28 protein-coding genes and 1 pseudogene are annotated in these 25,745 nt (G+C 73.9%); 10 read left to right on the forward strand and 19 right to left on the reverse strand.

Annotated elements, in window-relative coordinates; translation table 11 throughout:
- Positions 1-143: 143 nt before the first annotated feature.
- Genes ABT092_RS16705 through ABT092_RS16720 form a run of 4 tightly spaced genes read right to left on the reverse strand, consistent with a single transcriptional unit; the run spans position 144 to position 2,700 of the window.
- Positions 144-578, reverse strand: a complete 435-nt coding sequence (locus ABT092_RS16705; protein ID WP_351244412.1) for a hypothetical protein — start codon at positions 576-578, stop codon at positions 144-146.
- Complete coding sequence (locus ABT092_RS16710; protein ID WP_351244414.1) at positions 575-850, reverse strand: hypothetical protein; 276 nt, start codon at positions 848-850, stop codon at positions 575-577. The genes ABT092_RS16705 and ABT092_RS16710 overlap by 4 nt, the downstream gene beginning before the upstream one ends.
- Entirely contained in the window at positions 844-1,410 is a 567-nt protein-coding gene (locus ABT092_RS16715; protein ID WP_351244416.1) for a hypothetical protein, read from the reverse strand. The genes ABT092_RS16710 and ABT092_RS16715 overlap by 7 nt, the downstream gene beginning before the upstream one ends.
- 39 nt (positions 1,411-1,449) lie before the next feature.
- Positions 1,450-2,700, reverse strand: coding sequence for a helix-turn-helix domain-containing protein (locus tag ABT092_RS16720; protein WP_351244418.1), 1,251 nt, complete (start codon positions 2,698-2,700; stop codon positions 1,450-1,452).
- 407 nt (positions 2,701-3,107) lie between these two features.
- Here ABT092_RS16720 and ABT092_RS31025 point away from each other — a divergent pair.
- Together ABT092_RS31025 and ABT092_RS16725 are read left to right on the forward strand one after the other, a co-directional pair.
- Positions 3,108-3,236 (forward strand): annotated as a pseudogene (locus ABT092_RS31025) (flavoprotein); the annotation flags it as partial.
- Between the two features lie 165 nt (positions 3,237-3,401).
- On the forward strand, positions 3,402-3,746 hold the full coding sequence (locus ABT092_RS16725) for a 4a-hydroxytetrahydrobiopterin dehydratase (protein WP_351244569.1): 345 nt from the start codon (positions 3,402-3,404) through the stop codon (positions 3,744-3,746).
- A 268-nt stretch (positions 3,747-4,014) separates the two neighbouring features.
- Here the strand turns inward: ABT092_RS16725 and ABT092_RS16730 are convergent, their stop codons facing one another.
- Both ABT092_RS16730 and ABT092_RS16735 read right to left on the reverse strand, forming a co-directional pair.
- Positions 4,015-6,330, reverse strand: coding sequence for an ATP-binding protein (locus ABT092_RS16730; RefSeq protein WP_351244420.1), 2,316 nt, complete (start codon positions 6,328-6,330; stop codon positions 4,015-4,017).
- A 533-nt stretch (positions 6,331-6,863) separates the two neighbouring features.
- Entirely contained in the window at positions 6,864-7,214 is a 351-nt protein-coding gene (locus tag ABT092_RS16735; protein WP_351244422.1) for a hypothetical protein, read from the reverse strand.
- Positions 7,215-7,438: 224 nt separating this feature from the next.
- Between ABT092_RS16735 and ABT092_RS16740 the strand changes: the two genes are divergently transcribed.
- A complete protein-coding gene (locus tag ABT092_RS16740) occupies positions 7,439-8,440 on the forward strand; it encodes an FAD-dependent oxidoreductase (RefSeq protein WP_351244424.1) in 1,002 nt (333 codons plus the stop codon).
- Positions 8,424-8,930 carry a DinB family protein gene (locus tag ABT092_RS16745; RefSeq protein WP_351244426.1) on the forward strand — a complete coding sequence of 169 codons (507 nt, stop codon included), beginning with the start codon at positions 8,424-8,426 and terminating at the stop codon, positions 8,928-8,930. The genes ABT092_RS16740 and ABT092_RS16745 overlap by 17 nt, the downstream gene beginning before the upstream one ends.
- Before the next feature lie 252 nt (positions 8,931-9,182).
- Here ABT092_RS16745 and cutA read toward each other — a convergent pair whose 3' ends face one another.
- On the reverse strand, positions 9,183-9,515 hold the full coding sequence (cutA, locus tag ABT092_RS16750; RefSeq protein ID WP_351244428.1) for a divalent-cation tolerance protein CutA: 333 nt from the start codon (positions 9,513-9,515) through the stop codon (positions 9,183-9,185).
- Between the two features lie 30 nt (positions 9,516-9,545).
- Positions 9,546-10,181, reverse strand: coding sequence for a CGNR zinc finger domain-containing protein (locus tag ABT092_RS16755; protein ID WP_351244430.1), 636 nt, complete (start codon positions 10,179-10,181; stop codon positions 9,546-9,548).
- A 38-nt stretch (positions 10,182-10,219) separates the two neighbouring features.
- Here ABT092_RS16755 and ABT092_RS16760 point away from each other — a divergent pair, with 38 nt between their 5' ends.
- Complete coding sequence (locus tag ABT092_RS16760; RefSeq protein WP_351244432.1) at positions 10,220-11,419, forward strand: MFS transporter; 1,200 nt, start codon at positions 10,220-10,222, stop codon at positions 11,417-11,419.
- 25 nt (positions 11,420-11,444) lie between these two features.
- On the opposite strand, the gene ABT092_RS16765 is transcribed toward ABT092_RS16760, so the two are convergent.
- Positions 11,445-12,077 carry an ATP-binding protein gene (locus ABT092_RS16765; RefSeq protein ID WP_351244434.1) on the reverse strand — a complete coding sequence of 211 codons (633 nt, stop codon included), beginning with the start codon at positions 12,075-12,077 and terminating at the stop codon, positions 11,445-11,447.
- 238 nt (positions 12,078-12,315) lie between these two features.
- Between ABT092_RS16765 and ABT092_RS16770 the strand changes: the two genes are divergently transcribed.
- Both ABT092_RS16770 and ABT092_RS16775 read left to right on the forward strand, forming a co-directional pair.
- The gene (locus ABT092_RS16770) at positions 12,316-12,939 is read left to right on the forward strand and encodes a tetratricopeptide repeat protein (protein WP_351244436.1); all 624 of its coding nucleotides are present in this window, start codon (positions 12,316-12,318) and stop codon (positions 12,937-12,939) included.
- The gene (locus ABT092_RS16775; protein WP_351244438.1) at positions 12,940-14,214 is read left to right on the forward strand and encodes a glycosyltransferase; all 1,275 of its coding nucleotides are present in this window, start codon (positions 12,940-12,942) and stop codon (positions 14,212-14,214) included.
- Here the strand turns inward: ABT092_RS16775 and rfbD are convergent.
- From rfbD to rfbA, 4 genes are read right to left on the reverse strand one after another with little or no spacing between them, the layout of a single operon-like run.
- Complete coding sequence (gene rfbD / locus ABT092_RS16780; protein WP_351244440.1) at positions 14,162-15,178, reverse strand: dTDP-4-dehydrorhamnose reductase; 1,017 nt, start codon at positions 15,176-15,178, stop codon at positions 14,162-14,164. The two genes, ABT092_RS16775 and rfbD, sit on opposite strands and share 53 nt — an antisense overlap.
- Positions 15,175-16,149, reverse strand: coding sequence for a dTDP-glucose 4,6-dehydratase (rfbB, locus tag ABT092_RS16785; RefSeq protein ID WP_351244442.1), 975 nt, complete (start codon positions 16,147-16,149; stop codon positions 15,175-15,177). The genes rfbD and rfbB overlap by 4 nt, the downstream gene beginning before the upstream one ends.
- Positions 16,134-16,757, reverse strand: a complete 624-nt coding sequence (locus ABT092_RS16790; RefSeq protein ID WP_351244444.1) for a dTDP-4-dehydrorhamnose 3,5-epimerase family protein — start codon at positions 16,755-16,757, stop codon at positions 16,134-16,136. Before ABT092_RS16790 ends, rfbB begins: the two co-directional genes overlap by 16 nt.
- Before the next feature lie 43 nt (positions 16,758-16,800).
- Positions 16,801-17,730, reverse strand: coding sequence for a glucose-1-phosphate thymidylyltransferase RfbA (rfbA, locus tag ABT092_RS16795; protein ID WP_351244446.1), 930 nt, complete (start codon positions 17,728-17,730; stop codon positions 16,801-16,803).
- A gap of 325 nt (positions 17,731-18,055) precedes the next feature.
- Between rfbA and ABT092_RS16800 the strand changes: the two genes are divergently transcribed.
- Entirely contained in the window at positions 18,056-19,426 is a 1,371-nt protein-coding gene (locus tag ABT092_RS16800) for a collagen-like domain-containing protein (RefSeq protein WP_351244448.1), read from the forward strand.
- A gap of 111 nt (positions 19,427-19,537) precedes the next feature.
- Here the strand turns inward: ABT092_RS16800 and ABT092_RS16805 are convergent, their stop codons facing one another.
- From ABT092_RS16805 to tsaB, 4 genes are read right to left on the reverse strand one after another with little or no spacing between them, the layout of a single operon-like run.
- Positions 19,538-19,798, reverse strand: coding sequence for a hypothetical protein (locus ABT092_RS16805; protein WP_351244450.1), 261 nt, complete (start codon positions 19,796-19,798; stop codon positions 19,538-19,540).
- Positions 19,795-20,961: a tRNA (adenosine(37)-N6)-threonylcarbamoyltransferase complex transferase subunit TsaD gene (gene tsaD, locus ABT092_RS16810; RefSeq protein ID WP_351244452.1), complete on the reverse strand. Its 1,167-nt coding sequence runs from the start codon at positions 20,959-20,961 to the stop codon at positions 19,795-19,797. Before tsaD ends, ABT092_RS16805 begins: the two co-directional genes overlap by 4 nt.
- The gene (gene rimI, locus ABT092_RS16815; protein ID WP_351244571.1) at positions 20,954-21,520 is read right to left on the reverse strand and encodes a ribosomal protein S18-alanine N-acetyltransferase; all 567 of its coding nucleotides are present in this window, start codon (positions 21,518-21,520) and stop codon (positions 20,954-20,956) included. The genes tsaD and rimI overlap by 8 nt, the downstream gene beginning before the upstream one ends.
- A 17-nt stretch (positions 21,521-21,537) precedes the next feature.
- Positions 21,538-22,191 (reverse strand): tRNA (adenosine(37)-N6)-threonylcarbamoyltransferase complex dimerization subunit type 1 TsaB, encoded by a 654-nt coding sequence (gene tsaB, locus ABT092_RS16820; RefSeq protein ID WP_351244454.1) that lies wholly within the window; start codon positions 22,189-22,191, stop codon positions 21,538-21,540.
- Positions 22,192-22,325: 134 nt separating this feature from the next.
- Here tsaB and ABT092_RS16825 point away from each other — a divergent pair, with 134 nt between their 5' ends.
- Positions 22,326-22,880, forward strand: a complete 555-nt coding sequence (locus tag ABT092_RS16825) for a hypothetical protein (RefSeq protein WP_351244456.1) — start codon at positions 22,326-22,328, stop codon at positions 22,878-22,880.
- 45 nt (positions 22,881-22,925) lie between these two features.
- Here ABT092_RS16825 and ABT092_RS16830 read toward each other — a convergent pair whose 3' ends face one another.
- Positions 22,926-24,323 carry an FAD-binding oxidoreductase gene (locus tag ABT092_RS16830; protein ID WP_351244458.1) on the reverse strand — a complete coding sequence of 466 codons (1,398 nt, stop codon included), beginning with the start codon at positions 24,321-24,323 and terminating at the stop codon, positions 22,926-22,928.
- An 87-nt stretch (positions 24,324-24,410) separates the two neighbouring features.
- Here ABT092_RS16830 and ABT092_RS16835 point away from each other — a divergent pair, with 87 nt between their 5' ends.
- Positions 24,411-25,403 (forward strand): helix-turn-helix transcriptional regulator, encoded by a 993-nt coding sequence (locus ABT092_RS16835; RefSeq protein ID WP_351244460.1) that lies wholly within the window; start codon positions 24,411-24,413, stop codon positions 25,401-25,403.
- A 58-nt stretch (positions 25,404-25,461) separates the two neighbouring features.
- Here the strand turns inward: ABT092_RS16835 and ABT092_RS16840 are convergent, their stop codons facing one another.
- Complete coding sequence (locus ABT092_RS16840; protein WP_351244462.1) at positions 25,462-25,629, reverse strand: hypothetical protein; 168 nt, start codon at positions 25,627-25,629, stop codon at positions 25,462-25,464.
- Between the last annotated feature and the right edge of the window lie 116 nt (positions 25,630-25,745).

The raw sequence follows: 25,745 nt of genomic DNA on the forward strand, positions 1-25,745 counted from the left end.
CTGCCCTGCTGCCCTGCTGCCCAACGGCCAAAAGGCAGTTGAGGGCTTGGCCCCGGCGGCTCAGGGGCGTGTGGTTCCGAGGGCGAGTGCGGTGAAGAGTGCGGCGATGCTGAGGATGCAGAGGAGTTGGTCGGTGCGGGGGTTCATCCCGCAGCCTTGAGAAGCAGCGCCGAGACCGCTTCGGGTGGGCAGAGTCGTTGGCCGTTCGGGGGGATGATCCAGTGGCAGCGGTGGTGGGTGGTGGGGTGGGTGAGGTCGGGACGGGGGAGGCCGAGGTAGGCGTTGGTGCCGAGGTAGCGGGTGTTCGGGTGGCTCTCGATGGGTGGGGTGTTGGGGGGTACGAGGGCGTAGTGGTGGTGGGTGGTGCGGTCGGTGAGGACGGGGCCGTGGAGGGTGTGGGTGAGGTAGATGCGGACCTGTTCGGGTTCGCGGGTGCGGGCGGCGGTGTGGACGAGTTGGGTGGGCATCCGGACGGCGGCGAAGGCGTGCCCGCAGGGGACGAGGGCGATGCTCCGTCGCACCCACTGCTCCTGCACTTCGTACGCGGACAGGACGGCCGCGAGGGGGTGGGCGTTCATGGGGTGGGGTGCTCCAGGGTGGTGAAGTGGGCCCGGTCCGCCGTCTTCCACTCCCGCCGCAGTCGCTTGCCCTCGGGGCAGCCGATCGGCTCGGGGAGGCAGTCGTCACAGGTCCCGACGTGGCTGAGGTAGGCGCGCCAGGCGGCCCGTTCCACGGCTTCGGCGGCCCGCGCGGGCTCGGTGCACCGCCGATGGATCACCCCGCCGGGTGCGGGGGCGTACGACTCACGCCCGCCGATCGGCTCACCACACTGCACACAGGGGTTCAGCACGAGCCGCCCCCCACCGTCACCGTGCTGCTCGCACCGGCCAACGCGACCAAGGCCCGCAACACCACCACCAACCGCCGCTCACCCAGATGCTCCACCTGCCACAACGGCACCAACCTCGGGAAACTCACCGCCACCACGAAGTCCAGGAACGCCCGCTCACTCGCGTCCAACACCAACGAGTTGCGGTAACGGGCCTCGAACCGCGGCCAATCACAGGATGCCGCCGTCCCGGTGTCGGCCACGAGGAGGTCCCGTACGTCCCCTCGCGCGAGGACGTCACCCTCCTCGATCAACGCGGCGACCGCCACCCGCTCCGTGGCGCCCCGGGTAGCGGCCCAGACGGCGAGACGGTCGGTCAGGAGGGTGGGCTCCTGTCGGTCGCCCGGGTGGAGGTGCGTGAGGAGCGCGGGCCATTCGTTCCCACCGCCCTCCGGGCACAGGTGGTACACGCCCGCGCCGGTGTCCTCGGGGAGGGCCACCACCACACCCGTACGGCCTGAGCGTTCGTCATATGCGAGGTCCCCGCGTTCGGGTGGCCACGCAGCAAGTCGTCCCGTCATGTAGCCGAACGTAGGCAACCGACTACGGGGCAATATGAATCAGCGGAATACTCCCTGATCATCGAGGTGAAACCGATCGGACATCGTCCGTAGGCGCTGCCGCAACGCGTTCCGTTCCCCGTAGACGATCCTCCGGAGCGTGGCCCGTGCGATGGGGTGGTTCCGCACCAGCTGTGGGGCGAGCCGTTCGGCCCGCTCCAACTCCTCCAGTGCCTTCGCCCTGTCGCCGGCCCACAGCCAGGCACGTGACAGGTCCATCGCGTGGTGACCCTGACGGGACTTGGGCAGGGCGGCCACGAGTTCCGGGTCGGCCCGGTCGTTCAGCTGCAACGCGCGAGCCTGGTCCCCGGCCTCCAGCGCCACGCTGACCCGATGGATCTGCACGTTCCCGGCGCTGAACGTCAACGAGTGCCGGTCGAACACCGGTCCTCCTCCCGCCCCGGCCCGTCGACTCGCCTCCTGCGCGTACCCCAGCCTGGTTTCGGCCTCGTCAACCTCTCCGTTCCGTGCGCACGACACGGCCGCACGCAACTGCAGGGAGCCCCACACCCGCAACGCCGACGGATCACCCGCGTCGTAACCGGACTGCACCGAGGCCAACGCCTTGTCGGACAAACGCACGGACGACTCCCAGTCCGCCGTCGCCCACATGTCCCACACCCGCATCCAGTCGGCCACCGCGGGCAGCGACGGGTCTCCGGACGACTGCGCTGCCCAGGCCGCCCGTTCGCAGGTCATCGCGATCAACTCGGAGTGTCCCAAGGCATGGGCGGCGGTGTGGGCGAACTTGCAGGCCACGGCATAGATCGCGAACGCTTCCTCCCGCTCCCTCCCCGACGACCGGTCCGCCAGGGCGAGGGACTCACGGAGGAAGTCCGGCAGCGTCTGGAGGATCGCCACGTTCGCCGCCGCGTCACGCAGCCGGTGCAGCCGCGTCATGTCGCGCCACTGATCCCCCGAAGACCGGGGAACGCCCTCGAACGCAGGCGTCAGGTCGTACCGGCGCAACTCTCGCAGGATCGAGGCGGCGGCCACCTGCCACTGGTTCTCCCGCACGTCACCCATGTACGGACGCTCCAGCAGTATGTTCGGATGGCAGTGCAGGGCCGCGGCGATCACGTTGATGAGCCCGGTCCGGTCCAACTCGATCGACCCGCGCTCGACTTTGGACACCCAGCTCTGTGTCCGTCGTACCGCGATCGCCAGATCCACCTGGGTCATCCCCAGCCGGAGCCGCTGACGCCTGATCCGACGCCCGATGAGTTCGCGCCCGTCAACCCGGTACGGCATGCGTCCTCCGCTCCCCATGCTTCGACCGAACGGTACCCGCGCCCGCGCCCCGTCACCCGGCGGCCGATTCACCCCGACTCCGCATCACCGTTTGACCCGCCCCTCCAGACCGGGGCGGCGTTGCGCGGTCTGGCCCGGCGGTGTGGACTGCCGGCATGACGAGTCATGGGGCGTTGTACCTGATCGCGTGTGCTGCGGGTCCTGCGCAGTTCGTGGACGGGGGGGTCGGGTCGCTCAGGGTGCGGAGTGGGAGGTGTGTGTGGTGTTGACGCCGTCCGCGGCGCGTTGGTGGGGGCCGCGGGTGGGGGGAGCTGGAGGCGATGACGGGGCATCCGGTGCGGTCGGGATACAAACTGCCGGGTGAGGAAGACCGGTTGCCGCGGACGGCGGCCATGGTGGTGGCACCGATGTCGTGCACGACGTTGAACAAGTGGGGTGCGGGGATCGTGGACACCCTGGCGATCGGGTTGCCGTCCGAGGGCGTGCATCTGGGGGTTCCGGTGGTGGCCATGCCGTACTTCAACCGTGCGCAGGGCGCGCAGTCCGCGGTGGCCCGTTCGGTGGAACGGTTGCGGGCCCAGGGGGTGCGGGTACTCCTGGGCGAGGGGGGTACGTTCCCCACCCGCCGAAGCAGGGTGACCCCCGCGCGTTCCCGTTGGCCCGGGCGATGGCGGCCGTGCAGGACGAGGAGAGGAACGATGATGGCGCAGCCCCCGGTACGTCTGACCGAGGACGAGATCGAAGCCGCTCTGCGGGCGGCTCCGGGGTGGCGCAGGGACGGTGACGAGATCAGTCGCACCTTCCGTATCCGCTACCACGGCGGGGTCGCCCTCATCGTCCACGTCGCCGACGTCGAACGCCTCATCGGCCACCACGCCGACATCGACCTGCGCTGGGACACCGTCCGCTTCGCCGTCACCACCCACGATGCCGGACACAAGCTCACCGCAGCGGACTTCGACCTCGCCCACCGCATCGACGCCCTCGCCGCCGCCCACGACGCCCAACCCGTCGGCACCGGCCCCCGTCCCCCGGCGCGGCCATGAGTCGGGCCACGCGTCGGGTCGACTACCGGCAGGACCCGGGTGCGCCGAAGCCGACGAGCCGCACGACGTCCGCCTCGGTGTTTCGTGAGGGATGACGCGGGCCGTCCGCTCCTGCTGAAGCGGGTGGACAACGGGCTGTGGACCATCCCGACCGGAGGGGTGGAGGTAGGGCGAGACGGTCGGCCAGGCAGGGGTGCGGGAGTGCCGGGAGGAAACCGGACTCGGTGTCGAGTCGACCGGGCTCGTAGGGGTGTTGACCGGTGACCGTTCACCCGGGTGCCCGCACGGGGCGGGCGTGGTGGTCGAGGTCGCTCAGCTCGGTGGCGGCCACGACCTGGAGGGGGTGGTGGTGGGCGGTGAGCGTGTCGAGGGCGGAAGCCAGCACGGTGCGGGCCTCTGCGGAGCGGTCGAGGTGGCGCAGGACCCGTCCGAGTTCGAGCTGGACGGCCCCGGTCCGGGTCGGCATGTCGATCTTCGTGAAGATGCCTATCGCTCGGCGCAGCGGGATCTCCGCCTCCTGCCGTCTTCCGAGGGTCGCGTAGTCGTTGCCGAGGTGGCGCAGGACGCTTGCCAGGTGGAGGTCGAGGTTGTACGGCGACTGGCCGGGGATTCGCCGTCGGCAGAGTTCCAGGCTGTCCAGGTGGTGCCCCAGGGCGTCGTCGGCGCGGCCGTTCTCGCGCAGGGCCTTGCCGAGTTCGTTGAGGGCGGACAACTCGGCGAGTCGGCCCCGGGTGGTGGAGTTGCCGCGGTGGCAGGCAACCGCTTGGCGGAGGCGGGCGATGGCCTCGGCCGGACGGCCCAGGCCGCACAGCGCTGCGGCGCCGTGGAGCAGGGCCCAGCCGGTCTGGAGGGGGTCCCCGCACGCGCGGGCGACGGACAGTGCGGTGTCGGCGGCGTCGAGGGCGTCGTGGGGTTGGTGGACACAGCTCTCGTGGGCCCAGGAGAGGTAGTTGAGGTGGGTGGCCTCGTCGTGCCGGCTGCCGAGGGCACGGGCGGCGTCGGCGGACCGCCGGAAGACGTCGATCCACTGGGGCCAGTGCTGGGCGACGTCGGAGAACCAGTGCAGCGCTTCGGCGGTGTCGAGGACCTGCCGGTGCCATCCGGCGGTGCGGGCGTGGTGGAGGGCGGCGAGCCACTGGTTCCGTTCGGCCTCCAGCCAGGCGCGGGCCCGCTCACGGCCGGTGGGGGCGGTGGCGGGGTCGGGGTCACCCTCGGGTGCGCCGTGCTGCTCGGCGTCGAAGTGGCGGGCGGCGGCGGTGGCGCGGGCCAGCATCCAGCGGGCGGTGCGGTCCAGGGCCGCGGCCCGGGTCGCCCCGTCGTCCTCCGCCGTCGTCCGCTCGGTCGCGAAGAGACGCAGCAGGTCGTGGAAGCGGTAGCGCTCGGCCACCGGATCGGTCTGGAGCAGCCCGCGGTCGCAGAGCTGCTCCAGGCGGAGCTGTGCGTCACGGAGGGGAATGCCGGCGAGGAGGGCGGCGGTTTCGGGGCTCACGTCGGGGCCCGCGGCGAGCGCGCAGCGCCGCAACAGCTTCCGGGAGACGGTGTCGAGTTGGCGGTAGGAGAGGGTGAAGGCGGCGTTGACCTTGAGGTCGCCGGCCTGGAGCAGGTCGAGTCGGCGTTCCTCGTGGTCGAGGACGACGACGAGTTTGGCCAGGGTTTCCCGGGGGCGGGCGGCGAGCCGCTGGCCGGCGATGCGCAGGGCGAGGGGTAGGTTTCCGCAGCGGTCCGCGAGCTCGTGGGCGGACCGGAGCTCGCGGGTGACACGGTCGGAGCCGAGGATGCGGGTGAGGAGTTCGACGGCCTCCTCACGGTGCAGGAGGGGCATTTCGATGCGGTGGACGGCTTGGAGTCCGGCGAGAGCGTTGCGGCTGGTGACGATGGTGAGCGTGGTGCCGTTGGTCGGGAGGAGGGGGCGTAACTGGGCTTCGTCGGAGGCGTTGTCGAGGACCAGCAGGAGGCGGCGGGTGGCGGTGAGGCAGCGGAACAGCCGGACCCGGTCATCCAGGCTCTGGGGCAGGGCCCGGTCGGCGACGCCGAGGGCGGACAGGAGGAGGGCCAGTGCATCGTCCGGGTGGAGGGGTTCGGGGTCCGTCGCGCGCAGGTCGAGGTAGAGCTGTCCGTCGGGGAAGCGGGGGGTCAGACGGTGGGCGGCGTGGACGGCCAACGCCGTCTTCCCGAGGCCGGGCGTGCCCGCCACGACGGCCACGGGCGGGCGGACGGACGGCGGCGGGGTGTCGGTCAGGGCGTCGAGGGCGGCGAGGGCGGTACCGCGGGCGGTGAAGTCCCGGATGTCCCTGGGCAGGTCCAGGGCCCCGGCCGGGGCCGGAGCGGGGGCCGGGCTGGAGCGCCGCCGGCCGAAGGCCGCCGCCGCCTCCAGGTCCCGGGTCCCCTCCGTGTCCAGGCCCAGGGCGTGGGCCAGCGCCTTCACGGTCTTGTACTGCGGGCCCCGGGTCCGGCCGCGCTCCATGTACGCCAGCGCCCGCACGCTCACCCCCGCCGTGTGGGCGAGCTGTTCCTGGCTCAACCCGGCCGCGGTGCGCAGGGCACGCAGACGCTCCCCGAACCGGTCCTCCGTGGTCGTCGTCACGGCTCCGCCTCCTCGTGTGTGCCCCGGGCGAGGGGCCGTGGTCATCCGGCAGCAGTAGAGAGGGCTGTGCTTCCGCCGGGGTTCTCCCGGTCCTCTGCCGGGGGCGGTAACCAGCCGAGTGGTCCGAGGGGAACGCGGTCACGGGCACGGCTCCTCCGGGCTGACGGGCCTCGGACGCGTTCCTGACGCCGCCCGGGACCGGCGGGCCCGGGCGGACACTCGGGACGGTCAGCCCTCGGCATCCGCCTCGCGGTGTCGATTCGACGCCCTCGGCACCCGGCAGGAGACCCTGCACGCCAACCTCGGCGGCCAGACCGGCACCCCGTGGTGCGAAGTGGAGGACGGGTGCCGGTTCTCCGACCGGCAGCTGAAGTGGGGCCGGCCCGGCCGGCGGCGACGGTCGGCGCTCGTCCCGGAGCCGTCCGGAGCGAGGGACGTTCCCCCCGTCGCGCCCGGAAGCCCTGGAGCGGTACCCCGCCCACCCACCCGGCCGGAACGGTTGGGCGGGGGCGAGCACGGGGGCCCCGGGGTGCTCAGAGACCGATGCGACGCATCCACCAGGGGAGGTCCGGGTGGGCCGAGGGGTTGTTGAGGGTGCGCCGGAGGACCCGTTCGTCCACGGGGTCGATCGCGGTGCGCAGTTCGCGGCGCGCCCTGGTGCGCAGGGCGTGGAGCGCGGCTTCCAGCAGGGTGCGGACGTGATACGAGTCGTGGTGGAAGTCCGCGTCCTCGCACACGTAGAAGAGTTCGACGTTCCCACCACCCCGTCGGGCGGTGTCACTCCAGCGCCGGAACGCGTGCGCGACCTCGCCGGGCGGAAGACCACGGCGGCGCTCGAAGACGGCGATCTGCCCGCTCGCGGAGGCGGACAGTCCGCGGATCACGGGGGGCCGCCGACGAGGCGTGCGGCGCAACGGCAACTGCGCTCTGACCTCACCCGGTGACCGGCGGGGCATGAACACTTCCGGAGGAAGACGGCGGGGACGGACCCTTGAACTCGGCCACGGCCGGGATCACGTTACGTCGGAACCGGCCGACCCGTCACCCGTCGACCGCGCGGCGGGAGGAATCGCCGCCCGCACCACGGCTCCGGTGCTGGAATGGCCCCATGGCCGACACGACCACACCCCACGACACCGACCTGATCGTCATCGGGGGCGGGCCCGCCGGCTGCGCCGCCGCGCGGATGGCCGCGAGCGTCGGCATGCGCTCCGTCCTGGTCGAGCCCGAGGCGCTGTGCCGCAACCTGTACCGCGTGCCGGCCCTGAACAACGTCCTCGGCGGCCACACCGGCGGCCCCGAACTCGCCGACGCCATCACCACGGAGCTGAGGGGCACCGCCCTCTGCCGCATCGAACTCGGCCGGCGCGTCACCGTCCTCCGCGCAGCCGACGACCACGTCACGGTCACCCTGGACACCGGCGCCCGCCTCACCGCCCCCTTCGCGGTCGTGGCCACCGGGGTCGGGCCCCTCCAGCCGGCCGCCGTCGCCTGGGTCACCGTCCCCGACTCCCCCGTCCTGCCCCCGCTGTGGCGGGCCGGCGCGGAGGACGCGGCGGGCCGCACCCTGCTCGTCCTCGGCGGCGACCGCCCCATCGGCACCTTCCTGCGCGCCCACCCCACCCTCGACACCCGCCTCCTCGTGGCGTACCCGAAGGCCGACGCCTACAAGGTCGAGGAGATCCGCGAAGACCCCCGGGTCGCGCTCCTCCCCGTCCGGCACCTCACCCTGACCGCGCACCGGGGAGCCGCGCCGGCCGGGGAGGCCGTGGGGCCGGACGGCACCCGGCACCCGGTCACGGCGGACGCCGCCTACCTCAGCCTCGGCAACGCGCCCACCGCCCCGCCCGGCGACCTCGTCCGGTCCTCCGACGGCTACTGCCCGCCGACCGACCAGCACCCCCGGGTCATGGTGGCCGGCGATCTGCGTTCCGCCCGCTTCCAACGGATCATGACCGCGCTCGGTTCGGGCAGCGAGGCCGCACTCCGGGCGTACTACGCGTCCAGGGAACTGCCGCCCGGGGGCCGAGACCGGCCGGGGCGCTCGACAAATGACTCGACGTCGGTCGTGGTCGTCGGGGAGGCTTCGCGCGATGACCAGAACCGATGACACCCCGCCCGCGTGGGACGAGCGCACCCAGCTCACCACCTTCCTCGACTACGCACGGGACACCACCCGCGCCAAGTGCGACGGCGTCTCCGCGGAGGACGCGCGCAGGGCGCTCCTGCCCGGCTCGCCGCTGATGACGATGAGCGGACTGGTCAACCACCTCCGCTGGGTCGAGTACCACTGGTTCCAGGTGGTCTTCCTCGGCGAGGAGGACCGCGGTCCCTGGACGGAGGAGGACCCGGACCGGGAGATGCGCATCGCCGTCGACTTCCCGCTGCCCCGGTTGCTCGACGAGTACGCCGAACAGAGCGCCCGCTACCGCGAACTGGTCGCCGGGCACGGCCTGGACGAACGCGCTCGGCGCGCGGTCCGCGGCGGCCTCCACGTCGACCTGCGCTGGATCCTCCTGCACCTCGTCGAGGAGACGGCCCGTCACAACGGCCACCTGGACATCCTGCGCGAGATGCTCGACGGCACGACCGGGGACTGACCGGGGGGCGTGATCGCCCGATCGACCTCCTGGCCGGGTTCCGCCTGCCCCCATCGGCTGACGCCCACTCCGCCGGAGTGACGAGGGGATGCACCCGGCGGTTGACGCACGCGGGTTGCGGCGGTGACGAGTCGGGCCGTGGGCCCTGGCGGCTCCCGCCGCGACCTGGGCCGCCGTCCGCGGGGCCCGCCCCGTAGCCGCCGCCCTACCGTCCGCTCCGCTCGGCGGGCGGGGGCGAGGCCCGGCTCCGCCCTACGCGGATGTCGGCGCGGTCTCCTCGGCCACCCACGCGAGGTACGCGTCCGAGCCGCCCTCCACCGGCAGCACGATCCACTCCGGCACCTCGTAGGCGTGGGCGGTCGCCACCCAGGCAGCGAGTTCGGGGAGGCGGGCGCGGGTCGTCTTGTACGAGATCCGCCACTCCCGTTCGCGGACCACCTCGCCCTTCCACCGGTACACCGCGGTGAACGGCGCGTCGACGTGGGCACACGCCGCCAACCGCGCGTCCACGGCGCCCCGGGCCAACTCCTCCGCCTTCGCCTCGTCGTCGATGGTCGTCTGCGCGATCACCACATCGGTCGACACGCCGTCTCCTCCTCGGTCGGGACCGTGACCCTACCCGGGCGACGCCCCGCGCCCGCTCCGCCCCGAGCCGGGCATGGGGTCCGGTGCGGCCTCCGCGGCACGGGTGCGTCGGTGGGCGGCGACCCGTTCGCGGGTGGCGCACCGACGGGAGCAGTAGCGGCGTTCGGGGCCGCTGCCCTGGGTGATGAAGACGTTCCAGCAGGAGGCCGAGGCGCAGATGCCGCCGGGCGGGCGTTGGCGGTCCCAGACCAGGACGGTCAACGCCATGCAGGACGAGGCGAGGAACCACTCGGCCCAGGGGGCGTCGTCGTCCCGGTCGAGGTGGGGGTGCCAGGGGGTGCTGTCACCGTGCGCGGTCAGTCGGAGGGGGCCGGTGTGCTCCCTCAGCAGACCGTTGAGGGCCGCCGCGGCGTCGCCGGTGTGCTCGGCGGCGAAGACGTGCCGCAACAGGGCGGCGGCGGAGCGCATCGCGGCGATGTCGTGGCGGGAGAGGTCGACGGGGTCCGTCTCGCCGTAGGCGCGGAGGACTCCGGCCACCTCGGCCGGTGCGGGACGTTCGTCGGCGAGTGCGTTGATCAGGGCGGCGGTGCGCCGAGCGGTGGTGAGGACGGAGTGCCGGGTGGACCAGTCGGCGCTGTTGGAGGACACCCGGCGAATGTAACGCATCTTGCAGAGTTTTGAGTTACCTCCGTAACGTGCCGTCGATGAGAAGGCGTTACCCACTCCGCTGTTACGTCGCCGGGACGGTGACGGCTCGGGTCGGGGACGAGATGTCGGGGCCGGCGCTGGTCCTGGTGGGGTTGGCCCTGGCCGGCTCGTCCGTCGAGGCGTCGACGCTGCTCGCGGGCATCACGGTGTCCGCCGCGGTGGGGGGACCGGTGCTCGGAGCGCTCCTCGACCGGGCGGCACGACCGGGGCGCCTGCTCGCCGGTGCCCTCGCCCTGTACGCGACGGGACTGGCTGCGGTCCTCGCGGGACTGGGTCGGTTGCCGTTCGCCGTCGTCCTCCTGATCGCCGTGGTGACGGGACTGTTCGGGCCCGCCCTTTCCGGCGGGTGGACCGCCCGCCTCCCGGACGTGGTGCCGGGCGAACGTCTGCCCCGGGCGAACGCGCTCGACGCCATGACGTTCGGCGCGGCGGGCCTGGCCGGGCCGACCCTCGCCGGTGTCACGGCGGAGGCAGCGGGAGCCCCGACCGCCGTGGTCGTCTCCGTGGCGCTCGTCCTGCTGGCGCTCCCGGCGGCGTGGCTGGTGCCCGCCCCTCCCGGACGGGCCCGGGGTCCGCGCCCGGGTTCGGTGCTCGGCGATCTGGTCGCCGGAACGCGGGTCCTCATCGGCAGGCCGGCGCTGGCCCGGGCGACCCTCGCCTCGGTCATCTGCTGCGCCGCGCAGGGGATGCTGACGGCGTGCGTCCCGCTCCTGGGCGAGCGGGACCTGGGCGGGTCCGGCCGTGGCGCGTTACTGCTCTCCTGCGCGGCGGCCTCCGCCCTGGTGGCCACGGCCGTCCTGGCACGTGCACCGCGTTCGCCCGCTCCCGACACGCTCGTCTGGGCCGGCGCCCTCGTGCAGGCCGCCGCCTTGGCCCTGGCCGCGTGGGGTCAACCCGTCGTGCTCGTCGCGGCCATGCTGATGGCGGGCTTGGGCGAAGGTCCGCAGTTGGCCGCTCTGTTCGCGGTCCGCCACCGGGAGGCCCCGGAGCACCTGCGGGCTCAGGTCTTCACCACCGGCGCCAGTCTGAAGGTCACGGGATTCGCCCTGGGGGCCGCGGCGGCCGGGCCGGTCGCGGCCTGGTCACTGCCGGGCGCCCTGGCCCTCGCCGCGACCACGGCGTTCCTCGCGGCCGTGCTCTTCTTCGCGGTCCCGTCGACGGGTGCCGCCCCCTCCGACCGCCCGGTGCCGACCTGAACGACGGGAGGCGGGCGGCGGGGCGTCAACGGGTGCGCCGGTCGTGGACGTCGAGAACGAGGTGGGGCCAGACCGTCCCGCACCGGGCCAGGGTGTCGGTGAGCGGGGCGACTGCGGCGGGCAGCGGGGCGACGGGGCGGAAGTCGACGGTGGTTCCGGTGGTTCCGTCGTGGGGGATCGGGACCAGGCCCGTCACCGGGACGCCGTGTGCGTACCGCTGGGTCCATGCTCCGTCGAGGCGACGGTTGGTGTGGGTCAGTCGGCTGCTGAGCGCGGCCACGGTGGACATGCCGCGGCGGGGGTGTCCGTCCGGCAGTCGCTGCGCTTCGGGACGGTCGAAGAAGCGCAGGTCCTTGGTCGCCATGACCGGCTTCCTCACCGGTTCGCCCCGATCGTCGAGGCGGGTGTCGGTGCCTCGCCCGTCGTCGGCGACCGTGAGCGAGCCGTCCGGGTGCAGGGTGACGCGGCAGCGTCCACCGCCCTCCGCGCACTCGGCTTCGTCCGCCGCGTAGGCGAGGACTTCGAGGACCAGGTGGGGGAGGCCGCCGGGGGCGAACAGGTCCGGGTTCCGACGGATGCGTTCCAAGTGGCCGTGGTCGACCGTGCTCGCCCAGTCGTGCGTGGTGTTCCGCCGGGTGCCGCTCGCGCGCTTCTCCATCCACGCAGTATGCGGGCCGGGCCGAACCGCCCCGGAGCACCCGCTGCCGGCCCCCCGGGAACCCGTGCCGGCGGTGCTCGGGTGCCGAACGGGCCGGCCTCCTGCGTACGTTCGGGTGGACTGCGGGGAGCCGGGCCGGCGGGAGGGGGCGGGGGCGGCGGGGCGTCGTTACCTTGTGCGCCGTATCCGGAATCGACCCGAACGGTGACACGTGCGAAGAATCTGGACAGGGGTCGGGGTGGCCGTCGCGCTCGCCGGTGGAGCGGGTGCGTGGGCCGTCGCGACGCAGACGGAACCGGCGGCGCCGGAGGCAGCCGCGTTCGACAACGTCAACGACGACCGGGTCAAGGTGAACGCCCTGTTGGAGTCCGGGCTGGTGCAGGCCCGCTACCAGGACGTCCCTCGGGCGAAGGCCACCTTCGAGCACGTCCTGGAGCTGGACCCCGCGAACACGTTGGCCTGGTACAACCTCGGGGTGCTCGCCCAGGGCGGGGGCCACCGGGCGGACGCCCTGAAGGCGTACGACGCGGCCCTGAAGACCGATGCCGCGTACCCGCCGGCCCTCTTCAACAAGGCGCTGCTGCTGGAGGACGACCGGCCGGAGGAGGCCCTGAAGCTGCTGCGGCGGGCGGTCGCCGCCGATCCGCGGGCGTCCACCGCCCACTTCCACATCGGCGGGGCGCTGGCCCGCGAGGGCGACGAGGAGGGCGCCGGGGACGCCTACCGGCGGGCCGTCGAGCTGGACCCGGCGCTCCGTTCCCACGTGCCGGAGTCCTTCCGGGACGCGCTCGCCCCCGCCCCCTCCCCCGAGGAGGGCGCCGATGCCGCCGAGAACTCCGAAACCCCAGATGGGCAGCCGTAGATGACGTCGACCTCGACACCCACGTTCTCCGTCTTCACCCCCAGCCACCGGCCGCGCTTCCTGGACGAGTGCCTGGCGACGCTCCAGGCGCAGTCCCGCGGGGACTGGGAGTGGATCGTCCTCCTCAACAACGGCGCCCGGTGGCGGCCCGAGCACCCCGACGAGCGGGTCCGGGTGGAGATCGCCGACGACATCCGGGGCGTGGGCGCGACCAAGCGCCGGGCCTGCGAACTGGCCCGCGGCGAGCTCCTGGTGGAGCTCGACCACGACGACCTGTTGGCCCGGGACTGCCTGGCCGAGCTGGGGAAGGCGTTCGACGCGCACCCCGACGTCGTGTTCGTCTACAGCAACACCGCCCAGATCACCGAGGACGGCGGGCGCGACGACACCCGGTTCAACGAGGCGCACGGCTGGACCTACGAGGACGTGCCGGTCGACGGCCGGCAGTTGCTGGCCGCCCGGACGATGGCGCCGACCCCGCACAACGTCTCGTACATCTGGTACGCGCCCAACCACGTGCGCGCCTTCCGCCGGGACGCCTACCTGAAGGTCGGCGGCTACGACGCCACCCGCACGGTCCTGGACGACCAGGACCTGATGTGCCGGCTGTTCCAGGAGGGCGACTTCCACCACGTCGAGCGCTGCCTCTACCTCCAGCGGATGCATCCGGCGAACACCCAGCGGGACGCGGCGGTCAACGCGCACATCCAGCGGGAGACGGTCGCCCTCTACGACAAGTACGTGGAGGCCAACGCGCTGGCCTGGAGCCGGCGCCGCGGGCTGCTCGCCCTGGACCTGGGCGCGGCGCACCGCAAGCCCCCCGGCTACCTCGGCGTCGACCAGCACCCGGGCGAGGGCGTGGACATCGTGGCGACCCTGCCCGACCCCCTGGACCTGCCGGACGGTTCGGTGGGCCTGATCCGCGCGGTGGACTTCCTGGAGCACGTGCCCGCGAAGGTGCCGCTGATCAACGAGCTGTACCGGCTGCTGGCCCCCGGCGGGATGCTGTTGACCATGACGCCCAGCTCGGACGGGCGCGGCGCCTACCAGGACCCCACGCACGTCGCGTTCTACAACGAGAACTCCTTCTGGTACTACACGGACGACCAGTACCGGACGTTCGTCCCGGAGATCGAGGCCCGGTTCCAGAGCTCCCGCCTGGTGACGTACTTCCCGACGGACTGGCACTCCTCCAACGACATCTCCTACGTGGTGGCGAACCTCATCGCCATGAAGGAGGGCGCGCAGCGCTGCGGCGGGCCGCTGCTGGTCTGACGCCGGGCCGCGGCCCCCGTTCTCCGTCCGCCGCGGCGGTGGCGGGGGCCGCGGCGCGCGCGGCGGCGGCCGGCGCCGCGAACGCGGGGGTCTCCAGGGCGGCCGCCAGTTGGTCCCGCCAGTGCGGCGGGGGCGCCAGTGCGGCGCGCGCCCACCCGGCGTGCCCCAGCACCCCGTACGCGGGGCGGGCGGCGGGCCGCGGGAACGCGGTCGAGGCGACCGGGCGGACGCGCGCCGGGTCGAGCCCGCCCAGCCGGTACGCCTCCCGGGCCATCCCGTGCCAGGTGGTGCGGCCGGCGGCCGTGCCGTGGTAGACGCCGGCGGGGGCCCGGCCGGCGAGCGCGGCCCGGCCGAGGGCGGCGAGTTGCCGGGCGAGCGCCACCGTCCAGGTGGGTTGGCCGTGTTGGTCGGCGACCACGTCCACGGTGGGCCGGTGGCGGGCGAGTTCGAGCATGGTGGCCACGAAGTTGGGTCCGTGCGCGCCGTAGAGCCAGGCGGTGCGCACGGTGTAGCCGGTGTGCGGGAGCAGTTCGGCCACGGCCCGCTCCCCCAGCAGCTTGCTCCGCCCGTACGCGTTGAGCGGCCCGGTCGGGGCGTCCTCGGGGCACGGCCGGTCGACGTCGCCGGGCAGGACGTAGTCGGTGGAGACGTGCAGCAGCACCGCCCCGGTGGCGGCGCAGGCGCGGGCCAGGTGGCGCACGCCGGTGCCGTTGACGGCGCTCGCCCCGGCCTCGTCGGTCTCGATGGCGTCCACGTCGGTGCGGGCGGCGCAGTTGACGACGACCCGGTGCCCGGTGACGGCGGCGCGCACCGCCCGCGGGTCGGTGACGTCGAGGTCCCTGCGGGTCGCCGCGGTCACCTCGGTGTCCGGGGTCGCAGCGAGTACGGCCAGCACGTCCCGGCCGAGCATGCCGCCGGCCCCGGTCACCAGCCACGGCGTCGGCCCGGTGGGCCCGTCGGTCATGCCGGTGCCGCCGCGGCCGCGAGCGGCTCCCACCAGCGGCGGTTGGCGCGGTACCAGTCGACGGTGGCGGCGAGGCCCTCGGCGAACGGGACCCGGGGCGCGTAGCCGAGCCGTTCGCGGATCTTGCCGTCGTCGAGCGAGTAGCGCAGGTCGTGGCCCTTGCGGTCGGGGACCGGGACGACCCGGTCCGGGTCGGCGCCCACCGCGTCGAGGAGGAGCCCGGTCAGTTCGCGGTTGCTGAGCTCGGTGCCGCCGCCGATGTGGTACACCTCCCCGGGTTCGCCGCCGTGCAGGGCGAGTCGGATGCCGCGGCAGTGGTCGGAGACGTGCAGCCAGTCGCGGACCTGGCGCCCGTCGCCGTAGAGGGGGACGGTCCCGCCGTCCATCAGCCGGGTGACGAACAGCGGGATCAGCTTCTCGGGGAACTGGTGCGGCCCGTAGTTGTTGGTGCAGCGGGTGACCACCACGTCGAGGCCGTGGGTGCGGTGGTGGGCGAGGGCGAGCAGGTCGGCCGCCGCCTTGCTGGCCGCGTAGGGGGAGTTGGGCGCCAGCGGCTGCTCCTCCGTCCAGGAGCCCTCGGCGATCGAGCCGTACACCTCGTCCGTCGACACCTGGACGAACCGGCCCACCCCGTGGCGCAGCGCCGCGTCCAGCAGGACCTGGGTGCCGAGGACGTTGGTGCGGACGAAGGGGCCGGCGCCGGCGATCGACCGGTCCACGTGCGACTCGGCCGCGAAGTGGACGACGGCGTCCTGACCGGCCATCGCCCGGTCGACGGCGTCGGGGTCGCAGACGTCGCCGAGGACGAACCGGTAGCCGGGGTGGTCGGCGACGGGTGCGAGGTTCTCCGCCACCCCGGAGTAGGTGAGGGCGTCGAGGACGGTGACCCGGGTCCCGGGCTCGGAGCGCAGCAGGCCGCGCACGAACTCCGAGCCGATGAACCCGGCCCCGCCGGTCACGAGGAGACGCACGCCGCCCCCTCCGTGCCGGCCCGCAGGGCCCGCCGGTGGGCGAGGCACTCCGCGTGGGAGGGCAGCAGTCCCCGCGCCCGGGCTTCGGCCAGGGTGGGCGCGGCGGCGTCCTTGTCGGAGAGTTCCGGGACGAGGTCCTCGGGCCAGGGGATCGCCAACTGCGGGTCGAGCGGGTGGATGCCGAACTCCCTTCGCGGTGCGTACCCTTCGGAGCAGAGGTAGACCACGGTGGAGTCCCGTTCCAGGGCCATGAACGCGTGGCCGAGGCCCTCCGAGAGGTACACGGCCCGGTGCTCCCGGTCGTCGAGGCGCACCGCTTCCCAGCGGCCGAAGGTCGGGGAGCCGGTGCGCAGGTCCACCACCACGTCGAGCACGGCCCCGCCGACGCAGGTCACGTACTTGGCCTGCCCCGGGGGGACCGCGGCGTAGTGGATGCCGCGCAGGGTGCCGCGGCCGGACCGGGAGCAGTTGGCCTGTTCCAGGCGCAGCGGGTGGCCGGTCAGTTCGCGGAACCGGTCGGCCTTGAACCACTCGTGGAAGCTGCCGCGGCGGTCCGCGAACACCCGGGGCCGGTCCACCCAGGCGCCTTCGATGGTCAGCGGTCTCATCTGTCGTCTTCCCTTCCGTCGCGGAGGTGGCCGCGGCCCGCCGTCAGGGGCTCGCCACGGGCCGCGTCCGCGGACCGCCGTCCCGGGGGGGCACCACGGCTCCCGGGTCGTCGTGGTCCACCAGTTCCAGCAGGTAGCGTCCGTATCCGCTGGTGAGCAGCGGGCGGGCGAGGGCGCGGAGTTGGTCGTCGTCGATCCGGCCGACCCGCCAGGCCGCCTCCTCCACGCAACCGATCTTGAGCCCCTGTCGTTCCTCGACGACCCGGACGAACTCGGACGCCTGGACCATGGACGCGAAGGTGCCGGTGTCCAGCCAGGCGGTGCCCCGGTCGAGCGGGGTCACGCGGAGTTCGCCGGCCGCCAGGTAGGCGCGGTTGAGGTCGGTGATCTCCAACTCGCCGCGGGCGCTGGGACGCAGTCCGCGGGCGATGTCCACGACGCGGTGGTCGTAGAAGTACAGCCCGGGGACGACGTAGCGGGACCGGGGGCGGGCGGGCTTCTCCTCGATGGACAGCACCCGGCCGTGGTCGTCGAACTCGACCACCCCGTACGCGGAGGGGTTGGCCACCTGGTAGGCGAAGACGTGACCGCCGCGAGTCCGGCCCTGCTGCGCCAGTCTGACGCTCAGTCCGGAGCCGTGGAAGATGTTGTCGCCGAGGACGAGCACCACCGATTCGTCCCCGATGAAATCGGCGCCCAGGAGGAATGCCTGGGCGATTCCCTCCGGTCTTTCCTGCGTGGCGTATTCGATGCGCAGACCGAGTTGGCTTCCGTCGCCGAGCAGCGCACGGAATTGCTCCTGGTGTTCCGGAGCGGTGATGACGAGGATTTCGCTCACCCCGGCCAGCACCAGGGTGGAGAGCGGGTAATACACCATCGGCTTGTCGAACACCGGCAGGAGCTGTTTGGAAACGGAAAGGGTGAGCGGCCAGAGCCGCGATCCGGTACCGCCGGCCAGGAGGATTCCGCGCATGGCGTCACCGTAGAGGACGCGTCACGGGTGCTCCCGCCCGACACGCAACCGGTCCCGCGGCCACTCCGCGCCCGGTGAACACCGCCGCTCCAGCTATTCGCATGGCCACTTGGGTGATGTTTTCCCGCCCCGTGCGAGCCGTGTGCGCGCCCACTCTTGACACCCGCTGAAAATGACCCGGTTCTTCATTCCCTACGAACGTCGCACAAATGCGTCGCCGAACAGCCGGTCGCCGCCCTCCGCGGCGACCCCAAGGGCCTTCCGGGCGCCTCTCACCTGGCGACCGCGGGGCCCGCCTTCGCCGTTCTTCGTGAAAGGAATTCTGGTGAACCGTAGAACCATCGGCTGGAACCGGGTGAGAGCCATCACCATGGTTTCGGCCGGCACCCTGGCCGCCGTGCTCAACATCGCGCCCAGCGCGGTGGCCATCGCCGACGCCGTCGAGCGCTCGGGCACCGGGCACGGTCTGGGCCTGCCGGGACCGAACGGCGCCGTGTCGGCGAGCGGTCCCGGCCACGCCGTCGACCCCCAGCAGGGCGAGCGCAGCACCCAGGGCGGAGGCGGCGGGGGCCACGGCACCCAGGGCCCGCAGGGACCCCAGGGCTCCAGGGGACCGCAGGGCCCCCAGGGGGTGCAGGGAGCCACCGGGCCGATCGGGCCCCAGGGGGCCAACGGCACACAGGGGGCCACCGGCGCGCAAGGCACCCAGGGGGCCAAGGGCAGCCAGGGCGCGACCGGCGCCGTCGGCCCCCAGGGGCCGCAAGGCACCAACGGAACGCAAGGAACACCTGGCACCCAAGGCACCCCCGGCACCCAAGGCCCTCAGGGCACACAGGGCACCCAAGGCACACAGGGAGCCAACGGAACGCAAGGCACCCCCGGCGCACAGGGCCCCCAGGGATTCCAAGGCAACAACGGCACCGCAGGGCCCCAGGGCACCCCCGGCGTCCAAGGCCCCCAGGGCACGCAAGGCGCCAACGGACCCCAAGGCACCCCCGGCGCGGACGGCGCCCAGGGCGCCACCGGAGCACAGGGACCCCAGGGCACGCAAGGCGCCAACGGAACGCAAGGCACCCCCGGCACCCAAGGCCCCCAGGGATTCCAGGGATTCCAGGGCAATGACGGGGCCACCGGGCCTCAGGGCACCCCCGGAGTCCAGGGCACGACCGGACCCCAGGGCACCCAGGGCACCGCAGGAGCTCAGGGGCCGCAAGGCTTCCAGGGCGAAGACGGTGTGGACGGCGTGCAGGGCCCGCAGGGCATCCAGGGCGTCCAGGGGCCGTCGGGCGTCCAAGGGCCTCAGGGAATCCAGGGGCCCCAAGGCATCCAGGGCGTCCAGGGGCCGCAGGGCATCAACGGCACCCAGGGCCCGCAGGGCGCCACCGGGCCCCAGGGCCCGCAGGGTCCGGCGGCGTTGACCACCTACGTCATCAGAGGCCCGCAGGCCATCCCGGCGATCATCGGGGTCGGGGTGACGTCCACGGCCAACTGCCTGCCCGGGGACGTGGCCACCGGCGGCGGCTACGACACCTTCGGGCTGCTCAGCGCGATCAACGTCATCGAGAACGCGCCGATCCCCAAGGCCGCCGGAACCCAGGCCGGGCCAGCAACCGGATGGCAGACCCAGGCGTCCGTCACCCTGCTCGGCGGCGGCTTCCAGTCCTACGTGGTCTGCGTGAAGCAGCCCACGGCCTGACCCGTCCGTCGCACCGACTCCGCCCCTGCGGGCGACGGTGAGACGGTCCGGACGAAGCGGTGCGGTGGAACCGCCTCCAGCGGTTCCACCGCACCGCGGTTCACCGGCGGGTCAGTCGACTCCGACCGAGGTGAACCGCCAGCGGTGGACGGGCCGGCGGACCAGGTCGGCCGGCGGGTCGGGGAGTTCCGGGGGCGGTGGGGCACCGGAGTCGGCGGGCCACCAGGTGATGACCAGGACCCGGTCACCGGGCGCGGTGAAGGTCTCGCGGCGCAGCGGCCGCCCGGTGGGAGACTGCCGCCGGGCCCAGGCGAGGAGGTCCTCGCCCCGGCCGGCGACGGCCGCCGCCTCCCACATCAGGGCGAGGCTCATGAGTACAGGTTGTCCTTCGCCAGTTCGTGCACGTGGTCGTGGTCGTGAGCCCCGTGCGCGTGGCCGTGACCGTGTGCAGGACCGTGCTGGTGCGGCTCCGGTGCGGCGGGGTCGTGGTCCCGGCCGGGCACGTGCGGGTCGGTGACGGGCAGCGAGGAGTCGGCGGAGAGGTCCCAGTCGGAGGTGGCCCGGCCGCGGGCGACCATCTCGGCGCCGAGCGCCGCGACCATCGCCCCGTTGTCGGTGCACAGTCCCGGGCGGGGCACCCGCAGGCGGATGCCGGCGGCCTCGCAGCGCTCGGCGGCGAGCGCCCGCAGCCGCGAGTTGGCGGCCACTCCCCCGCCGATCATGAGGTGGTCCACGCCCTGTTCCTTGCAGGCGCGCACCGCCTTGCGGGTCAGCACGTCGACCACCGCTTCCTGGAAGGAGGCGGCCACGTCCCGGACCGGCACCTCCTCGCCGGCGGCCCGCTTGGCCTCGATCCAGCGGGCGACCGCGGTCTTCAGTCCGGAGAACGAGAAGTCGTAGGCGGGGTCGCGGGGGCCGGTGAGCCCGCGGGGGAAGGCGATGGCGTTCGGGTCGCCCTCGCGGGCGTAGCGGTCGATGACGGGGCCGCCGGGGAAGCCGAGGTTCAGCACCCGGGCGATCTTGTCGAAGGCCTCGCCGGCGGCGTCGTCGATGGTGGCACCCATCGGCCGGACGTCGGAGGTGATGTCCGCGGAGAGCAGCAGCGAGGAGTGGCCGCCGCTGACCAGCAGCGCCATCGTGGGCTCCGGCAGCGGACCGTGTTCGAGCTGGTCGACGCAGATGTGCGAGGCGAGGTGGTTGACCCCGTACAGCGGCTTGCCGAGGGCGTAGGCGTAGGCCTTGGCGGCCGAGACGCCGACGAGCAGCGCGCCGGCGAGGCCCGGGCCGGCGGTGACCGCGATGCCGTCCAGGTCGGAGGCGGCGACGCCGGCTTCCTTCAGGGCCCGTTCGATGGTGGGGACCATGGCCTCCAGGTGGGCGCGGGAGGCGACCTCCGGGACGACCCCGCCGAACCGGGCGTGCTCGTCGACGCTGGAGGCGACGGCGTCCGCGAGCAGGGTGGTGCCCCGCACCACGCCCACCCCGGTCTCGTCGCAGGACGTCTCGATGCCGAGGACGAGGGGTTCGTCAGCCATGGGTGGTTCCGGTTCCCTTGGGTTCTGCCGTCGTGTCCGGTGCGCCCGGTGCGGCGGTGGTGTCGGTGGTGTCGGTGCCGTTCACGGCGAGTCGCATGACCAGGGCGTCGACGTTGCCCGGCTGGTAGTAGCCGCGGCGGAAGCCGATCGGGACGAAGCCGAAGCGCTCGTACAGCTTCTGGGCCCGTTCGTTGTCGACCCGGACCTCCAGCATCACCTCCCGGCACTCGAAGGCGGTGGCGTGCTTCAGCAGGTCGGTGAGGAGGCGGGCGCCGAGTCCGGTGCCCCACTGGTCGCGGGCCACGGCGATGGTCTGCACGTCCCCGGTGGCCCCGGCGGGTCCCTCGGGCTCCTCGGCGCCCGGTTCGCCGCCGCCGGCGGCGGCCAGGCCCGCGTAGCCGACGAGGCGGCCCCCGTCCTCGGCGACCACGTAGCGGCGGGTGGCGCCGGGGCCCCGGGCGTGGGCCAGCTCCGACCAGAACATCCCCCGGGACCAGGCGTCGTCGGGGAACAGCTCCCGTTCGAGCAGGAGCACCGGGTCGATGTCCCACCAGCGCATCTCGCGCAGTTCGGCCGTCACCGGGGGGTGACCACCTTGTAGTTCTTGGGCACCTGCGCGTCGGGGCGGCGCAGGTAGCGGGGGCGGGGCTCGTCGAGGGGCAGGCCCGCGGCGAGCCGTTCGGCGGCCACCTCGGCGAGCGCCGCGGCGGCCACGTGTTCGGGGTCGCGGGCGTCCGGGAAGGCGTCCGGGTACAGCAGGGCGCCGGCGCCGACGACGGGCAGTCCGGCGAGTTCCCCGGCGATGTCGGCGGGCCGGTCGACGGCGGGCCCGGAGGTGCGGGTGCGGGGGTCGGCGTACCGGGCCCAGTAGACCTCCTTGCGGCGGGCGTCGGTGGCCACCGCGAAGGGGCCGTCGAGGCCGGAGGCGCGGGCGAGCCCGTCGAGGGTGCACACCCCGTGCACGGGGACCCCGAGGGCCAGGCCCAGGGTGTCGGCGGTCATCAGTCCGACGCGGAGCCCGGTGTACGGGCCGGGGCCGGTGCCGACGACGATCGCGGTCACGGACGCGAGGTCCGTTCCGGCGTCGGCGAGCACCCGGTCGACCGCGGGAAGCAGCAGTTCGCCGTGGCGGCGGGCGTCGACCCGGCCGGCGGAGGCGAGCACGCGGTCGCCGTCGTGCAGGGCGACCGTGACGGCGGGGGTGGCGGTATCGAGAGCGAGCAGCAGCACACAAACAGCCTACGGCTCCGGCGACCGGCGCACGGTCGCCCCGGCTGGCCGGGCGCTTGCTGCTACGGTCGGCCGAGGACCCGTCACCCTGGGTGATCGGGCGGCCGGGTCGACGGCGACGAGAGGCGGGCGTGGTGGCGAGCAGCAGCGCGGGGATGGTGGCGGGGCTCACCGGGGCGGCGCTCACCGCCGTCGGGTTCCTCGCCTACCAGGCGTACGCGGGGGTGGCGGACGGCGCCGCCGACCGGGCGGCGGGCCGGGCGGCCACCACGGTCGTGTCGGCCGCGCCGCGCGACCCGGACCGGCCGACGGAGCTGCCGCGGGGCGCGGGCACCGGGCCGCGGGTGGTCTACGCCCTGTCGGACCACCGGGTGTGGCTGGTGGGCGAACGGGACCGGGTGCGCCGCACGTACCGGGTGACGCCCAGCACGGTGGACCCGGTGCCGGGCGCGTACCTGGTCACCTCCCGCACCGGGCACACCGCCGGCTCGGACGGGGTGGGCGTGGAGCACGTGGTGCGGTTCGCCTCGGAGGAGGGCGTGAGCATCGGGTTCAGCGCCGCCGTCGACGGCTCCACCGCCCCGCCCGACCCGAGGAAGCGGACCGGTGGCATCCGGTCCGGCCGGGCGGACGGGGACGCGCTCTGGGAGTTCGCGGTGATCAACACCCCGGTGGTGGTCATCGAATGACGGCACCGGGGGCGCGGCCGGCGCCGCGCCCCCGCGGAGCACCGGTCAGCGTGCCGTTCCGGCCCCTCCGGGGACGGCCGGCGGGATGTTGTAGTTGAGGCGGAAGACGTTCTGCGGGTCGTACACCGCCTTCAGTCGCGTCAGGCGCTCCAGGTCGGCCGGCTCGTAGGCCGCGCGGACCCGCTCCGGCCCGGCCTGGGTGCCGAAGCCCAGGAAGTTGAGGGCGGCGCCGGACGAGTACGGCGCCAGGTCGGCGAAGAGCTTCTCGTACATCGGGCGGGTGTCCTCGGCGGTGATGCCGTACAGCGGGGCGACCACGGCCAGCAGGTAGGGCGCGTCCCGCAGCCCCACCGAGTTCCGGCGCTCCCCGGCCGCTTCCCCGGCGCCGGCCAGGTGCCGCAGCTCCACCACGCACGGCAGTGGCGCGCCGGGGCCGGTGTGCTCCGCGAGCAGCCGCAGCACCTCCTGGTCCACCTCCCGCAGCAGGGCGGTCTCGCGCTGGAAGGGCACCGGGAACCGCGGTTCGTCGTGGATGGTGCCGCACTCGGTGTAGGGCATGTCCCGCAGCGACTCGCTCAGGACCGGCGCGGCCTCCCGCAGCGGTGCCACCAGGCGCTCGCCCTCGGCGGGGTCGCCGGTGTAGGCGACGCACACGTGGTGGACGTGCCGTCCCCGGATCGGCGCGGGCACCTTCGGGTCGTCGGGCATGGGGAGGGAGGCGATCGTGGAGTTCATCTCCCGGGGCATGGCGTCGGCCCACCGCACGTAGGTCCCCAGCAGGTCGGGGGCGGCCTCGACGTCGTAGAAGAACCCGCCGCCGTACACCCGTGACAGCGGAATCAGGTCCATTTCCAGTCGTGTCACGATCCCGAAGTTGTCACGACCGCCCACAACCGCCCAGAACAGGTCGGGGTCGCTCTCGGGGGTGACAGTGCGCGCTCGACCGTCCGCGGTCACCAGCTCCAGGGTGCGCACCCGGTCGGCCGCGTACCCGTGGGTGCGCACCAGCAGGCCCACGCCGCCGCCGAGGACGTAGGAGACGACGCCCACGTGCGGCGCCGACCCGTTCAGGGGCGCCAGTCCGTGGGCCGCCGCCACGGGGATCACGTCCTCGAAGCGGGCGCCCGCCGCCACCCAGGCCGTGCGCCGCTCCGGGTCCACCTCGACCTCCCGCATCCGGCCGGTGGTGACCAGGAGCCCGCCGCGGGACGCGGCGGCGAAGCCGTGTCCGGTGCACTGCACGGCGACGGGCAACCCGTGCCGGGCGGCGAAGGCGACCGCTTCCCGGACGTCCTCCGCCCGTGCGGCGCCGACGATCGCGTCGGGTTCGTGCCGGACGGCGAGATTGGCCCCGCTGCGCTCCTCGTCGTAACCCTCGTCCCCGGGGACGAGGACGGGTCCGGCCACTCGGGAGGCGAGCGACTGGAGGTCGGCGTGGTTCACGGTCTCTCCCAACGATTGCGTACGGCGTGACGCCATCGTCCGTCCGAAACCTGACAGCGGCCGACAGGTATGGGAAAGACTCGTCGGGTGAAGTTCGACCGACTCCTGGCCATCCTCCTCCTGCTGCAACAGCGGGAACGGGTCCCCGCGACGGAGTTGGCCCGGCGGCTGGAGGTCTCGGTGCGCACGGTCTACCGGGACGTGGAGAGCCTGTCGGCGGCCGGGGTGCCCGTCTACGCCGAGCGCGGACGGTACGGCGGGGTCCGGCTGCTGTCCGGGTTCCGCACCGATGTGACGGGGTTGACCCGGGACGAGGCCCGGGCGCTGTTCGTGCTGGTGGAGCGGAGCGCGCACTCGGCGCTCGGGCTCGACCGGGCGCTGCGTTCGGCGCTGCGCAAGATCATGGCCGCCCTGCCGGCACCGCACCGGCCGGCCGCCGAGCTGACGAGCCGGCGACTGCTGATCGACCCCGGCGGCTGGTTCCGGGGGCGGGGCGAGTGGCGCGGGCTGGACCAGCTGTACGACGCGGTGCTGAGCGACCGCCGGCTGCGCATCGCCTACCGGCACGGCGGTTCCGCCACCGTCGCCGTGCACGCGGTGGACGCCTACGGGCTCGTGGCCGAGGCCGGGGTCTGGTACCTGGTCGCCGACCGGGCGGGGCGCCCGGGGCTCTTCCGCGCCGACCGCCTGCACGAGGTCGCCGTCACGCCGGAACCGGCGCGCCGGCGCGCGGGGGTGGAGCTCACCGAGGTCTGGAAGGAGTTGCGCCGCGGGGTGGAGTCGCGCGCCGCGGGGGTCCTGGTGCGGGCCCGGGTGCGCCCGCACCGGCTGGACGCGCTGCGCAGGATCGTCGGCCCGCGGGTGCGCGAGGCGGCCGAGCCGGACGGCGCGGGGGCCGGGTCCTGGCGGACGGTCGTGGTGGAGTACCCGGCGCCGGCCGCGGCCTGCCAGTTGCTCCAGTTCGGCACGGACGTCGAGGTGGTCGACCCGCCGGAGGCGGTCCGGGCGGTCGCCCGCGCCTCCGCCGACCTGGCCGCGCTCTACGCCGGGCGGGCCGGGGCGGGGCCGGGCCGGTGGTAGTCGGGCCGGCACGGGGCCGGGTCGTTCGAGTCCGACCGGCGGGTCCTCCGGGCGCGGGCTAGGCCGCCCGGGGCCGCTCGTCCCGGGGTGCGGGAGGCGTGCGGGTGCCGCGGGGGGCGGGTTCGACCGGGGGCGTGGAGACCGCCCGGGCCGCCGCGCCCGCGGCGAGCAGCACGCTCATCGGCACCGTCGTAGCGGACGTGGTGGGCCGCCGTGTCGCCGACATGGGCGCCTCCTGGGTGCTCCGGGGGCAGGTCGGTTAGGCACACCTAACCTCTCCGTCCCATGTGACCACGGAGGAGCACCGTCGCGCAACAACTTCCCGACACCTTGTCGGAACGT

This window comes from Streptomyces sp. NPDC002490 (assembly GCF_040296045.1).
Lineage (GTDB): Bacteria > Actinomycetota > Actinomycetes > Streptomycetales > Streptomycetaceae > Streptomyces.